The organism is Bacillus nitratireducens, from assembly GCF_036320425.1.
GTDB lineage: Bacteria > Bacillota > Bacilli > Bacillales > Bacillaceae_G > Bacillus_A > Bacillus_A nitratireducens.
The window spans coordinates 599,655-613,430 of record NZ_JAUMJO010000003.1; the positions used below are offsets into that span (position 1 = coordinate 599,655).

At 36.7% G+C, this 13,776-nt stretch carries 12 protein-coding genes and 2 riboswitches; of the genes, 7 read left to right on the forward strand and 5 right to left on the reverse strand.

The window, feature by feature from the left end; all coding sequences use genetic code 11:
* Window positions 1-105 precede the first annotated feature (105 nt).
* From Q3V31_RS15040 to glcK, 3 genes are all read left to right on the forward strand, one after another.
* Entirely contained in the window at window positions 106-684 is a 579-nt protein-coding gene (locus Q3V31_RS15040; protein ID WP_000656843.1) for a 5-formyltetrahydrofolate cyclo-ligase, read from the forward strand.
* A 103-nt stretch (window positions 685-787) separates the two neighbouring features.
* On the forward strand, window positions 788-988 hold the full coding sequence (locus tag Q3V31_RS15045; RefSeq protein ID WP_000623706.1) for a YqgQ family protein: 201 nt from the start codon (window positions 788-790) through the stop codon (window positions 986-988).
* A 19-nt stretch (window positions 989-1,007) separates the two neighbouring features.
* The gene (gene glcK / locus Q3V31_RS15050) at window positions 1,008-1,991 is read left to right on the forward strand and encodes a glucokinase (protein ID WP_000391717.1); all 984 of its coding nucleotides are present in this window, start codon (window positions 1,008-1,010) and stop codon (window positions 1,989-1,991) included.
* Window positions 1,992-2,072: 81 nt separating this feature from the next.
* Here the strand turns inward: glcK and Q3V31_RS15055 are convergent, their stop codons facing one another.
* Window positions 2,073-2,246: a DUF2759 domain-containing protein gene (locus tag Q3V31_RS15055; RefSeq protein ID WP_000524846.1), complete on the reverse strand. Its 174-nt coding sequence runs from the start codon at window positions 2,244-2,246 to the stop codon at window positions 2,073-2,075.
* A gap of 170 nt (window positions 2,247-2,416) precedes the next feature.
* On the opposite strand from Q3V31_RS15055, the gene Q3V31_RS15060 reads away from it, so the two are divergent.
* Window positions 2,417-3,046: an MBL fold metallo-hydrolase gene (locus tag Q3V31_RS15060; RefSeq protein ID WP_000872320.1), complete on the forward strand. Its 630-nt coding sequence runs from the start codon at window positions 2,417-2,419 to the stop codon at window positions 3,044-3,046.
* Window positions 3,047-3,055: 9 nt separating this feature from the next.
* Window positions 3,056-4,168: a class I SAM-dependent methyltransferase gene (locus Q3V31_RS15065; RefSeq protein ID WP_000525130.1), complete on the forward strand. Its 1,113-nt coding sequence runs from the start codon at window positions 3,056-3,058 to the stop codon at window positions 4,166-4,168.
* A 144-nt stretch (window positions 4,169-4,312) separates the two neighbouring features.
* On the opposite strand, the gene Q3V31_RS15070 is transcribed toward Q3V31_RS15065, so the two are convergent.
* The 4 genes from Q3V31_RS15070 to metI form a co-directional block, all read right to left on the reverse strand.
* A complete protein-coding gene (locus Q3V31_RS15070) occupies window positions 4,313-4,603 on the reverse strand; it encodes an ArsR/SmtB family transcription factor (RefSeq protein WP_000894375.1) in 291 nt (96 codons plus the stop codon).
* Window positions 4,604-5,000: 397 nt separating this feature from the next.
* Window positions 5,001-5,513 (reverse strand): cysteine hydrolase family protein, encoded by a 513-nt coding sequence (locus Q3V31_RS15075; protein ID WP_000379167.1) that lies wholly within the window; start codon window positions 5,511-5,513, stop codon window positions 5,001-5,003.
* A gap of 162 nt (window positions 5,514-5,675) precedes the next feature.
* Entirely contained in the window at window positions 5,676-6,839 is a 1,164-nt protein-coding gene (metC, locus tag Q3V31_RS15080) for a cystathionine beta-lyase (RefSeq protein WP_000122287.1), read from the reverse strand.
* Window positions 6,836-7,948: a cystathionine gamma-synthase/O-acetylhomoserine thiolyase gene (metI, locus tag Q3V31_RS15085; protein WP_000103904.1), complete on the reverse strand. Its 1,113-nt coding sequence runs from the start codon at window positions 7,946-7,948 to the stop codon at window positions 6,836-6,838. The genes metC and metI overlap by 4 nt, the downstream gene beginning before the upstream one ends.
* Window positions 7,949-8,042: 94 nt before the next feature.
* Window positions 8,043-8,152, reverse strand: a riboswitch (SAM riboswitch).
* A gap of 202 nt (window positions 8,153-8,354) precedes the next feature.
* Window positions 8,355-8,464, forward strand: a riboswitch (SAM riboswitch).
* Between the two features lie 70 nt (window positions 8,465-8,534).
* Here metI and Q3V31_RS15090 point away from each other — a divergent pair.
* Together Q3V31_RS15090 and metH are read left to right on the forward strand one after the other, a co-directional pair.
* Complete coding sequence (locus Q3V31_RS15090) at window positions 8,535-10,367, forward strand: bifunctional homocysteine S-methyltransferase/methylenetetrahydrofolate reductase (protein ID WP_000770347.1); 1,833 nt, start codon at window positions 8,535-8,537, stop codon at window positions 10,365-10,367.
* Window positions 10,367-13,765: a methionine synthase gene (gene metH / locus Q3V31_RS15095; protein ID WP_329765575.1), complete on the forward strand. Its 3,399-nt coding sequence runs from the start codon at window positions 10,367-10,369 to the stop codon at window positions 13,763-13,765. Before Q3V31_RS15090 ends, metH begins: the two co-directional genes overlap by 1 nt.
* Window positions 13,766-13,776 lie beyond the last annotated feature (11 nt).

The following is a 13,776-nucleotide window of genomic DNA, read 5'->3' on the forward strand; positions in this document are numbered from 1 at the left end:
GCAGTAGGAATATTTTCCTACTGTTTCTTTTTTTTATGCGATTCCTATGTAAAAGTGATACACTATCCTCGTAGAGTAAAGTGTCACTGTAAGGGGGAAAAGTGTGTGAAAGAAGAGAAAATACGTTTACGTAAACAAATAATAGAACGCATGAATTCTTTATCTGAAGAACAGTATACAACTTTATCGGAACAAATTGCAGTTTCGTTGTATGGACAAAAAGAGTGGATTGAAGCTAAAACAATTGGAATCACTCTCTCGATGGAACATGAAGTGAATACATATCCTATTATCGAAAAAGCTTGGGAAGAAGGAAAGAAAATTGTTGTTCCAAAGTGTAATAAAGGGACAAGAACGATGTCTTTCCGAAAAATTAGTAATTTTGATCAATTAGAAACAGTATATATGGATTTACGTGAACCGATTCCAGCGTTTACGGAAGAAGTGAATGCGTGTGAAATTGATCTTCTTATCGTGCCAGGAGTAGCCTATACGCGGCGAGGGGAACGGATTGGATATGGCGGTGGCTACTATGATCGTTATCTCGTGCATTATAAAGGGAAAACGCTATCATTAGCTTATGATTTTCAAATGGTAAAACATATTCCTGTTGAACCATTTGATAAAAATGTAGAAAAAATTATTACAGAAAAAGGAACAATGGTTATAAATGGGCTTGTATAGACAAATAAAAATTGACGAGACTTTTTCTTCTTGATTATAATAAAATATGTGAACGTTTTCTTATTATAGTTTTTTATAGTAAGTAAGCATTGAGGGTGATGAAATGATATCCATTTATGATATTCAACAATTGCTAAAGAAATTTGGTACGATTATTTATACGGGTGATCGAATTGCAGATTTACAATTAATGCAAGATGAATTGCGTGAATTAAATCAATCACAGTTAATCGATCCACAAGACTATCAAACAGCTTTATTTTTATTGAAGCAAGAAATTCAAAAAGAGCTAAATAAGAATTAGATAAAGGTAGGTAAGCAACATGGAAGAGAAATGGTTAGTTGGGGTTGACCTTGGTGGTACAACGATTAAATTAGCATTTATTAATGTGTACGGTGAAATTTTACATAAGTGGGAAATCCCTACGAATACAAATGAGCAAGGAAAACATATTACACTTGATGTAGCGAAAGCTATTGATAAAAAGTTAGAAGAGTTAGGTGAATTAAAAAGTAAGTTAATTGGTGTTGGTATGGGAGCTCCTGGTCCTGTACATGTGGCATCTGGAATGATTTATGAAGCGGTTAATTTAGGATGGAAAAACTATCCGTTAAAAGATTTATTAGAAGTAGAAACAGGATTACCTGTTGTGATTGATAATGATGCAAACTTAGCGGCGCTTGGTGAAATGTGGAAAGGTGCTGGCGAAGGAGCAAAAGATTTAATCTGTATGACACTTGGCACTGGTGTTGGTGGCGGTGTAATCGCCAATGGTGAGATTGTACACGGTATAAGTGGAGCTGCTGGCGAGATTGGACATATTACAGTAGTTACAGAGAATGCTTTCCCGTGTAATTGCGGGAAGTCTGGTTGCTTAGAAACAGTAACATCTGCAACGGGTATTGTGCGTGTTGCCATGCAAAAAATTCAAGAGACTGATAAAGAGAGCATGTTGCGTTCTATGTTAGCAGAAGAAGGGCTTATTACATCAAAAGATGTGTTTGAAGCGCATGGACAAGGTGATGAACTAGCAGGCGAAGTAGTAGAAAAAGTAGCTTCTTATTTAGGATTAGCTGTAGCGAACCTGTCTAGCACGTTGAATCCAGAGAAAATTGTTATTGGTGGAGGCGTGTCTAAAGCTGGAGATGCACTTTTAGAGCCAGTTCAACGCTATTTCGAACAATATGCTTTCTCACGCGCTGTAAAGAGCACGAAGTTAGCCATTGCGACACTTGGTAATGACGCAGGTGTTATCGGAGGAGCTTGGCTTGTAAAAAAGCACAAATACGAAGCGAAGATGATATAAGTTGTGAAATATGAGAAGAGGAAGGGGGCACCCCTTCCTCTTTTTATGCAAAATCTTGATGAAGAATTCCATGTAAATGAATTAAGCTGCTGGAGGGTACCCATTATATAGAACAGTCATGATTGTAAACCATCCGAAAACGAGTACGGTTGCAATTGCAAAACCGCCCGCGAAAAAGTTCTTTTCGCGAAGTGTTCTAAGCGTAGCAAATACAGCTAACAGAGTGACTAGCGCAAAAATAATAACAAGGCCCATACAATATCCTCCTCTGTCTTCTCATTTCTTACGATGAGTTTTTGGAATATTTACTCTTTTATATTGTACATGTTTTAAAAATGAATGTCGAGATAGCATCCTTTCTTTTCCTAAGAGAAAGAAATGTTGTATCATTGAAAGTAAGTTCAATAACTGGAGGAGATTTTTATATGAAATGGACACAAATGCCTTTAGGCCCATTACAAACAAATGCTTATATTTTAACGAATAATCAAAATGAGTGTATTATTTTTGATCCTGGTCATGAAGGAGAGAAACTTGTTACATATTTACAAGAAGCGCAGTTAAAGCCCCTTGCGGTTTTATTAACACATGCTCACTTTGATCATATTGGTGCTGTTGATGCCGTGAGAGATGCTTTTCGTATTCCGGTATATGTACATAAAGAAGAAGCGGATTGGTTAGGAGATGCAACTGTGAATGGATCACAAATTTTTATGATGAACCGCAGTATTACAGCGAAACCAGCAGATCAAATTATTGATGCAGAAGGTACATTAACAATCGGTTCTTTTAACTTTGAAATTTTTGAGACACCAGGACATTCTCCAGGAAGTATTTCTTATTATTGTAAAGAGGCGAATGCCGTATTTTCTGGTGATGTATTATTCCAAATGAGTATTGGAAGAACAGATTTGCCTGGCGGAAGCTTTGCTGAATTAATCGGAAGTATTGAAGAGAAATTATTTGTATTACCAGATGAAACAGCGGTGCTATGTGGGCATGGTCCAGAGACAAGCATTGGATTTGAAAAAGAAAATAATCCGTTTTTACAATAAGGAGTCATTATGGGGATGGAGCTCATTTTAAGGGAATGGATGGGGAAAGAAAAGGATTATTCAATTTCATACAGTACGTATATGAACCTCGTATTATATGCAGAGGGACATGGATATTATATGAGAGAACGTGAAAAAATTGGGAGGCAAGGAGATTTTTTTACGAGTAGTAATGTATCTTCTGTCTTTGCGAAGACTTTTGCTAAGTTTTTCATTCGGCTTGTTGAAAATGGAGAAGTTTCTTCAAATATTTGTGAGGTTGGTGGGGGAACAGGAAGGTTTGCCTATGATGTTTTACAAGAATGGAAACAATTATCTCCGGAAACCTTTAGTAGTTTAAACTATTCAATTGTTGAAGTGAGCCCTTTTCATAGAAGATTACAGCAGGAGAGTCTTTGCTCATTTGATAATGTATCGTATTATACATCGTATATTGAAATGGGAGAGTCTTTCGAAGGAATTATTTTTTCGAATGAGCTATTTGATGCGTTTCCTGTTGAAGTAGTTGAGAAAAGAAATGGAATTTTGTATGAAGTACGTATCACGTATACAGAGGAAGGGGACCTTGCTGAAGTATTTAGGCCAGTAGAGAAAAGAATTGGTCGATACTTATTGAAATATAATATTCATATTGCAGAGGGGCAGCGATTTGAGGTACCTATTGCAATGGAAGAGTATATAGAAGAGATTGCAGAATGGTTCCAGCGAGGTATATGTATTACAGTTGATTATGGTTATACAAAAGAAGAATGGATGCATCCTGCACATCATGAAGGAAGTTTAAGAGGATATTATAAGCATAAGCTAATTCGTAACCCTCTTGCATATCCAGGAGAAATGGATTTAACTACCCATGTTCATTGGGATGAGTTGAAGATGATTTTCGAGTTACAAGGGATTCATACGATATGGCACAGGAAGCAATCAGAGTTTTTGTTAGCGGCAGGAATATTAGAACATCTTACGAGTCATCAAGATACGAATCCTTTTTCTGAAACTCAAAAACGAAATCGAGCAGTTCGTTCTATGATTTTGAACGGAGGCTTAGGAAGTGCCTTTGATATTGTTATGCACACGAAAGATATGAAGAATTTACATTTGAATCGATATTTAACAACATGAAAAAACAAGACACAGTATATTTCTGTGTCTTGTTTTTTCATACGACTTATGTAGTATTATATATTTCCTCTCATGATATATATTTATATTAAAGATATGAGATGAAAAATATAGAATACGTTCTTTTTCTCTGTCTATTAGTCCCTAACCTAATAATACACGAACGAGTTGAATAATTGTTTCGTTTTCTACTTTGTAGTAAATTTCTAATCCTTTTCTTTCACTAGAAACGATTTTAGCACTTTTTAACTTTGCTAAATGCTGTGAAATTGTAGATTGTGGCATGTTTAAGCCAGTGTACATTGTAGAAACATTGCTTGGGCCACGTTCAATTAATCCTTTTACAATACATAAGCGAACAGGATGAGCAAGCACTTTCAATAATTCTGCATTGCTTTCATATAGTTCTATTTCTTTTTGAAAGGTTTCTAACATGTTCTTTTCCACCTCCGTGTGAGCTGTTATACCATACCATACTATACATACCAAAAAATTAAAGAAAAGAAAACAGTTGTTGCAGAAAAAAAGTCCTAAAGTAAAGAAATTGTAAGAAAAGAGACCCTGATGTAAATAAAATAGATAAATTTGTACGGTTTTGTAAAATGACACTTTTGGGTGAAAATTTTGATGCGTTTTAAAAATTGAAAGATATAGATATATTTGTAACACAATTTTATCATGATTTTCTTATTCTTTCAAATGAATATACGAAATTTTTAAAATAATATGACAAAGGAATTGTAATGATATATATAGAATATAGAACAGGTTAAAAGAAGCTGACTATAATCAGCTTCCTTATGGTGATGATTAAATATTTGAGTCATTTATTCTAGAGCTCATCTTTTATCAACTTTAAAAATCTATGGTTCCATATATTCTCATAAAAATCAATTGTCTCTTTTGCCGACATAAATGGATTATGTAACGTAGAGGTTGTTTTCTGTACCATGAAGTTTTCGTATCCTAGTCCGTGGGCAAATTTAATCGTAGCATCCATGCAGTATTCTGTTTGGGCACCACAGAATTCAATACGATGTACGGATAATTGATCTAAAATCTCTTTTAAGTTTGTTTTATAAAATGAATTTGCATGTGTTTTTCTTACAAAAAAATCTTGTTCTTGAACATCTAGATCAGCATGAATAGCCCAAAGTTCTTTTTCAGGTACTAAATCATCATCGCAATGTTGAACAAAAATGATTGGTTTATTTGATTTTCTGTATGAAGAAATTCTTTTATTTACTTTTGAAAGTAAGCTTTGTAAGTCAAATAAGTGTTCTTCGCTATAACATACCCCATTTTGTAAATCAATAACGATTAAAACATCTGCACAAGTATCCATTATTTTTTGCCCCTTTTTTTACTTCTTAATATATCAATTAATTTATTACTTGGAAATAGATGGTGCTCTATCGTTTTTTTATGAACTATACGAAAAGTAAGAAATATACTCAAAAACATAAAAAGAAGATATGAAAACTTAATTTCATATCTTCTTTTCTCTCTATGCATTTACAGGTTCTTCTACATAAGAAAGGGCATTTTCAAAATCGGATATTAGATCGTTAACATTTTCAAGACCGACAGATAAACGAAGCAATGAATTAGAAATGCCTCTTTCGTCACGTGCCTCCTGTGATAAAGCGGCATGTGACATTTTTGCTGGATAGGAAAGAATAGATTCAACAGCCCCTAGACTAACCGCAAAAACGGGTAGTTTAACTTTCGATAAAAATTGGCGGAGTGCGTCTTCTGATTGTAAAGTGAAAGATAGGACAGCTCCGGCTGATGTAGCTTGAGATTGTTGAATATCATAGCCAAGATGTGATTGTAAGCCAGGATAATAGACATTTTGGACTTTAGCATGCTCTTGTAAATAATGTGCAATTTTATTGGCGTTAGCAGCGGAGTGCTCGAGACGTACATGCAATGTTTTTAAACCGCGAAGTACGAGAGAACAATCTTGAGGTCCTAAAATAGCGCCAAATGCATTTTGTAAAAATCCAAGTTTTTGAGCGAGTTCGGCATCTTTTACAACCGCTAATCCGGCAGTAACATCACTATGACCAGCAATAAACTTTGTGGCACTATGAAGAACGACATCGGCGCCAAGATCAAGTGGTTTCTGGAATAGTGGTGTCAAAAATGTATTATCAACAAAAGTAAGAGCACCAATAGATTTTGCAAGATTAGAAACAGCACGAATATCTGTCACTTTTAAAAGTGGGTTAGAAGGTGTTTCTACATAAAAGAGCTTCGTATTTGGTTTAATATTTTCTTTTACTTTTTCTACATTTGTCATATCTACAAATGTATGTGAAACACCGTAACGAGAGAGTACTTCAGTTATAATTCGATAAGTGCCTCCGTATACGTCTTCTGAAATGAGTACGTGATCACCTTGTGAAAGAAGGAGAAATGCAGTGGAAATCGCTGCAATTCCTGATGCAAATGCGAATCCTTTTGTTCCGCCCTCTAATAAAGCAATGATATCTTCAAGAGCTTCACGAGTTGGATTACCCGATCGGCTATAGTCGTATTTCCCAAAAGTATCTACGTCAAACTGGTGAAATGTTGATGTGTTATAAATGGGAACGTTAACAGCTCCTGTTTGCGAGTCATGTTTATATTGGTTGTGTAGTAGGAGTGTATCGATAGAATAACTCATATTCTTACACCTTCTTTTACAAGTTTAATGGCTTGCTTTAAGTCTTGAATTAAATCGTTACTATTTTCAATGCCGACGGAGAATCGAAGAAGACGATTACATACACCGTTTGCCGTTCTGATTTCTTCTGGAATATCAGCATGCGTTTGCGTTGCTGGATAAGTCATTAAACTCTCTACACCACCAAGACTTTCAGCAAATGTGATTAAGGATAAAGATTGTAAGAATGGATTAATCCATGTTTCATCTTGAAGGCGAAACGAAATCATGCCGCCTCTTCCTGGATAAAATACATCTGTCACACCATCTTCATCATTTAAATAAGCAACAATTGCTTTCGCATTTTCTTCATGTTGTTTCATGCGAAGCGCTAAAGTTTTCATGCCACGAATTAATAGCCATGAGTCAAATGGGCTTAAGACAGCACCAGAGGCATTATGATAATGAGCGATTTCCTCACAAAGTTCCTTTCCTTTTGCAACGACAAGTCCGCTTAATACATCATTATGTCCACCTAAATATTTCGTTGCACTATGAAGTACGATGTCAGCACCTTCTGTTAATGGCTGCTGTATATAAGGCGTGTAGAATGTGTTATCTACGATAAGAAGTAGTCCGTGTCTTTTCGCTACAGTTGCGACAGCGGCAATATCAGTAACTTGCATTAATGGATTAGTCGGAGTTTCTATGAAAATAGCCTTCGTTTCATTTGTGATAGCTTGCTCAATTTGTTTAATAGATTGTGTATTTACGTATCTACATCGAACATTCCACTTTTTTTCGTGTTCGGAAAATAAGCGATACGTTCCCCCGTATAAATCTTCGGATACAATAAGTTCATCTCCAGAACGGAATAATGAAAGGACGAGGAGAACAGCTGCCATACCTGAACTACAGGCATAACCTTGTTCGCCATATTCTAAGTCTGCGATTGCCTGTTCTAAAAGACCACGAGTTGGATTTCCAGTTCGTGAATAGTCAAAGCCGGTAGATTTACCAAGTCCTTCGTGACGATAAGCGGTTGAGAAATAAACGGGTGGATTAACAGTTCCTGTTGTAGTTTCGCTACGATTTCCGATTTGTGCTAGTTTTGTTTCGATAGTTGACATGTAAAAATTCCTCCTTTTTAAATTGAACCAGTAGTTGAATATAAAATAAAAAAAGCCTTCTAAGAAGAAGGCTTTCGGATTGAATAGAGTCTTCTTCTCATCTGTCAAATCTTTCACAATTTGCTGGAATTAGCACCTTATTAACAAATGTTAATGGTTGCTGAGGCGTCATAGGGCCAGTCCCTCTACCTCTCTAGATAAGAATGTTCGTATGAAATTTTTATTATGTTTTTAACTTTACAACAAAAGTTAATTGAATTGCAACTTTATTTTAAATAATTTTTATTTTTCCGCAAGTGTCATTGACTTTTATATTTGTGCATGCTAAATTTATAAAAAATTAACAAACATTGTTAAAAGGGGAACGTATTTCCTTTTAGCTACATAAATAAAATAATAAAGACAACTCTTATTGAGAGCGGTGGAGGGAAAGGCCCTGTGAAACCCGGCAACCTTCAAACGAAATGTTTGAAACGGTGCTAATACCTGCAAAACGAATGTTTTGCATAATAAGAGGCGGAACAATTATGTCCCCCTCTTCAAAGTGAAGAGGGGGTTTTTATATTGATAGAAATGAGGGAGATTCGTGAAGTTACTAGATTTATTATCAAAAGGAATTGTAATAGGTGATGGTGCGGTTGGAACGTTATTACATTCACATGGTTTGCAAAGTAGTTTTGAAGAATTGAATTTGTCTGATCCAGACTTAATTATATCGATTCATAAACAATATGTAGCTGCTGGTGCAGATGTGATTCAAACAAATACGTATGGAGCAAATGAGGCGAAATTACGTATGTATGGCTTAGAAAATCAAGTTGTTCAAATTAATAAAGCGGCAGTGAAGATTGCGAAAGCATCTGTTACAGAAAGAAATGCAATTTTAGGAACAATCGGTGGTATGAAACATATTGGAGCTGTTACAACGACTGATATGGAAAGGGAGTTTATGCTACTTGAACAGGCAGGTGCTTTACTAGAAGAACAGGTTGATGGATTACTATTAGAAACTTTTTACGATGAATTTGAATTACTTCATGCCGTTAAAGTATTGCGTAAGCAAACAAATATTCCGATTGTTGCTCAATTAGCGTTACATGAAGCAGGTACGACTCAAAATGGAAATGATGTCAATGAAATATTAAAGCAGCTTATAGATTACGGTGCAAATGTTGTTGGATTGAACTGTCAACTAGGACCACTTCATATGACGGAAGCTTTTAAAATGATATCGATTCCGCAGAATGGCTACTTGTCAGCATATCCAAATGCAGGTCTCCCGAATTATGTGGAGGGACGTTACGTATATGAGGGAAGTCCGGCTTATTTCGAAGCGATGACACTGAAATTTATTGAGCAAGGTATTCGGTTATTGGGTGGTTGTTGTGGTACTACTCCAGAACATATTGAAAGTATGAAGCGTGCTACTCTAAATGTTACGCCTGTAATAGAAAAGGACACGATTCAAAGACCAAAAGTAGTTCATACACACGAGAAACGTTCGAAATCTCACGTCACTCTAGCAGAAAAAGCAAAGAAACAAACGACAGTTGTAGTGGAACTAGACCCACCGAAAACATTAGACACGCAGCGTTTTTTTGAAGGGGCAAGAGCACTGAAAAGAGCTGGGGCAGACGCTATTACTCTAGCAGATAATTCATTAGCATCGCCTCGCGTTTCTAATATGGCAATGGGTGCATTATTAACGAAGCATGATATTCCGGTATTGACTCATTTAACGTGTAGAGACCATAACGTCATTGGGCTACAATCTCATTTATTAGGTTTATCGGCGTTAGGGATGGAGGAAGTGCTAGCTTTAACTGGTGATCCAGCGCGCGTTGGTGATTTTCCGGGAGCAACTTCTGTATATGATCTGTCCTCTATAGAGTTAATTAAAATGATTAAAGAAATGAACGATGGACGTTCCATTTTAGGGAAATCCATTGGACCGGCAACAAGATTTTCTGTAGGCGGCGCATTTAATCCCCACGTAAGGCATTTAAAAGCAGCGGTAAAGCGAATGGAACGAAAAATAGATGCTGGGGCTGAATATTTCTTAACACAGCCGATATATGATGTTGCTTTAATAGAAGAAGTATATGAAGCAACAAAACATTTGGAACAACCTATTTTTATTGGAATTATGCCATTAGTAAGTAAGCGGAATGCAGACTTTCTCCATTTTGAGGTGCCGGGTATTACCCTTCCTGAAGAAATAAGGGAGAGAATGGATGGACACGAAACGAAAGAGGCAGCTATTGAGGAAGGGATTCGTATTTCACAAGAGTTGATCGATGCGGCGATGAAATATTTTAACGGTATCTATCTAATTACACCATTTCTAAAATATGAAATTACAGAACATCTTGTTAAATATGTGAGAGAAAAGCAAGAAGTGAAAGAAGGTATTAATTGATGAAGTGTATAGAAGAAAAATTAAAAAATAACATTTTAATATTAGATGGTGCAATGGGGACAATGATACAACAAGAGGACTTAACTGCGGAAGATTTCGGAGGAGAAGATTACGAGGGGTGTAATGAATATTTAGTAGAAACAAGGCCGGATGTTATTTTAAAGATTCATAAAGCTTATATTGAAGCTGGAGCTGACATCATTGAAACAAATACATTTGGGGCGACAAATATCGTATTAAGTGATTATGAGCTGTCTCATTTAGATGAAGAACTAAATGAAAAGGCAGCACTATTGGCGAAGCAAGCTGTTAAAGAAAGCGGGAAGGAAGTATATGTTGCAGGTGCGATGGGGCCGACAACGAAAGCAATTAGTGTTACAGGAGGAGTTACATTTGAGGAACTGATTGAGGCCTATACAAGGCAGGCGAGAGGGTTATTGAAAGGTGAAATTGATGTATTACTTGTGGAGACGAGTCAAGATATGCGTAATGTGAAAGCTGCTTATATTGGAATTCAAGCAGCTTTTGATGAACTAAATAAAACGGTTCCTATTATGATTTCTGGAACGATTGAACCGATGGGAACGACTTTAGCGGGGCAAACGATAGAAGCCTTTTATTTATCGATAGAGCATATGAAGCCGTTATCGGTTGGATTAAACTGTGCGACTGGTCCAGAGTTTATGAGAGACCATATTCGTTCCTTATCTGATTTATCGGAGTGTTATATTTCTTGTTATCCAAATGCAGGTCTTCCTGATGAAGATGGACATTATCATGAATCTCCATCTTCTCTCGCTGAAAAAGTGAAGCGATTTGCTGAAGAAGGATGGATTAATATTATCGGTGGTTGTTGCGGCACAACACCAGAACATATAAGAGCAATGAAATCCGCGTTAGCATCTCTTAAGCCGCGTGAGCAACATGAACGAGAAGGGCATGGAGTTAGTGGATTAGAGGCGTTGCAATATGATGACTCTATGAGACCGTTATTTGTTGGAGAAAGGACGAACGTAATTGGATCACGCAAGTTTAAAAGATTAATAGCAGAAGGAAAATTTGAAGAGGCAGCTGAAGTGGCAAGAGCGCAAGTGAAGAAGAATGCTCATATTATTGACATTTGTATGGCAGACCCTGACCGTGATGAAATAGAAGATATGGAAAGATTCTTGGCAGAAGTTACGAAAGTATTAAAAGTACCGATTATGATTGATTCAACAGATGAAAATGTTATGGCAAGAGCTCTAACTTATATTCAAGGAAAAGGTGTTATCAATTCTATTAATTTAGAAGATGGAGAAGAACGTTTTGAAAAAGTGACACCTCTTCTTCGGAAATACGGTGCCGCTATAGTTGTAGGAACAATTGATGAAGACGGTATGGCAGTTAGTGCAGAACGAAAGATAGAAATTGCGAAAAGAAGCTATGAGTTACTAACGAAGAAGTATGGCATACGTCCATCTGATATTATTTTTGATGCGCTTGTGTTTCCTGTAGGGACAGGTGATGAAGAATATATAGGTTCAGCGGCAGCGACTATAGAAGGAATTCGTCTTATTAAAGAAGCGTTACCAGAATGTTTAACGATTTTAGGTGTAAGTAATATATCATTTGGTTTACCGCCCGCGGGCCGTGAAGTATTAAATTCCGTCTTTTTATATCATGCAACGAAAGCGGGATTAGATTATGCGATTGTTAATACGGAAAAATTAGAACGCTATGCGTCAATTCCAGAGGAAGAAAAACGTCTTGCAAATGCATTGTTATTTGAAACGACGAAAGAGACGTTAGAAGAATTTACAAACTTTTACCGTGTTGCCAAAAAGAAAGATGTCGTTGTACAAGAAACACTAACGCTTGATGAACGACTAGCAAATTATATTGTAGAAGGTACGAAACAAGGGTTACACGAGGATTTAAGTCTTGCGCTTACAGAAGGAAGAAAACCTCTTGATATTATTAATGGCCCACTTATGACAGGAATGGACGAGGTGGGACGATTATTTAATAATAATGAGCTTATCGTTGCTGAAGTATTGCAAAGTGCCGAAAGTATGAAAGCTTCCGTAAGCTATTTAGAGCCACATATGGAGTCTAGTGATAGCGCAAAAAAAGGGAAAGTATTATTAGCGACTGTAAAAGGTGACGTACATGATATTGGGAAAAATCTCGTTGAAATTATTTTATCAAATAACGGATATGAAATTATTAATTTAGGGATTAATGTTCGTTCGGATCGAATTGTTCAAGAAGTACAAGAGAAGAAGCCTGATATTATTGGTCTTTCAGGCTTGCTAGTAAAATCAGCCCAACAAATGGTAACAACTGCTGAAGATTTAAAAGCGGCAAATATTGATATTCCAATCGTTGTCGGTGGTGCAGCGCTAACGAGAAAGTTTACAGATAATCGTATTTCTCCATCATATAAAGGGCTCGTATGCTATGCGAGTGATGCGATGACGGGGCTTGATATTATTAATAAGCTTCAAAAAGAAGAAGAGCGTGAGAAGATGAAACAGGATAAAAAAGAACGTCATCTTCATATCGTTAAAAAAGAGGAAAAACCAGTGGAAATTCCAGCAGTAATTGAGCCATTACCGAAGGCGGAGGTTATGATACCTGATTCTACAAAACGAATTGTATTGCGCGATATTCCAGTTGCACATCTCGCACCGTTTTTAAATAGACAAATGCTGCTTGGGCATCATCTTGGATTAAAAGGAAATGTAAAAAAACTCCTGCAAGAAGGAGATAGAAGAGCGCACGAATTAAATGATTTAATCGATGAATTATTACAAGAGGGACAATCTTGGTTACGCCCGAAAGCAGTGTATCAGTTTTTCCCAGCACAAAGCGACGGACAAAACATTGTAATATATGATCCAGAAGATCATACGCGTATTATAGAGCGTTTCACATTCCCTAGACAAGGAAAGGCTCCATACCGTACTTTAGGTGATTATTTACGTCCGATTGGGGATGAAATGGATTATGTTGCTTTCTTATCTGTTACTGTTGGGGAAGGAGTTCGGGACATTGCTGAAGAGTGGAAGGCGAAGGGTGATTATTTACGCAGTCATGCCATTCAATCGTTAGCGCTTGAATTAGCAGAAGGACTTGCTGAAAAAACACATATGCTCATTCGTGATCGTTGGGGCATTCCAGACTCACCTGAACTGACGATGGAAGAACGTTTCCGCACGAAATATAGAGGAATACGTGTTTCCTTTGGTTATCCAGCTTGTCCAGAACTTGCTGACCAAGAAAAATTGTTCCGTTTAATTCAGCCGGAAGAAATAGGTATTTCATTAACAGAAGGATTTATGATGGAGCCAGAAGCGTCTGTAACGGCTATGGTATTTTCTCACCCTGAGGCAAGGTATTTTAGTGTACTATAGTGTAGAAGGGG

What these genes read in the sequence shown, in the direction of transcription:
- Q3V31_RS15045 (WP_000623706.1), top strand. Translation starts at nt 788, where the DNA reads ATGATATCCATTTATGATATTCAACAATTGCTAAAGAAATTTGGTACG.
- glcK (WP_000391717.1), top strand. Translation starts at nt 1,008, where the DNA reads ATGGAAGAGAAATGGTTAGTTGGGGTTGACCTTGGTGGTACAACGATT.
- Q3V31_RS15055 (WP_000524846.1), bottom strand. Translation starts at nt 2,246, where the DNA reads ATGGGCCTTGTTATTATTTTTGCGCTAGTCACTCTGTTAGCTGTATTT.
- Q3V31_RS15060 (WP_000872320.1), top strand. Translation starts at nt 2,417, where the DNA reads ATGAAATGGACACAAATGCCTTTAGGCCCATTACAAACAAATGCTTAT.
- Q3V31_RS15065 (WP_000525130.1), top strand. Translation starts at nt 3,056, where the DNA reads ATGGGGATGGAGCTCATTTTAAGGGAATGGATGGGGAAAGAAAAGGAT.
- Q3V31_RS15070 (WP_000894375.1), bottom strand. Translation starts at nt 4,603, where the DNA reads ATGTTAGAAACCTTTCAAAAAGAAATAGAACTATATGAAAGCAATGCA.
- Q3V31_RS15075 (WP_000379167.1), bottom strand. Translation starts at nt 5,513, where the DNA reads ATGGATACTTGTGCAGATGTTTTAATCGTTATTGATTTACAAAATGGG.
- metC (WP_000122287.1), bottom strand. Translation starts at nt 6,839, where the DNA reads ATGAGTTATTCTATCGATACACTCCTACTACACAACCAATATAAACAT.
- metI (WP_000103904.1), bottom strand. Translation starts at nt 7,948, where the DNA reads ATGTCAACTATCGAAACAAAACTAGCACAAATCGGAAATCGTAGCGAA.
- metH (WP_329765575.1), top strand. Translation starts at nt 10,367, where the DNA reads ATGAAGTGTATAGAAGAAAAATTAAAAAATAACATTTTAATATTAGAT.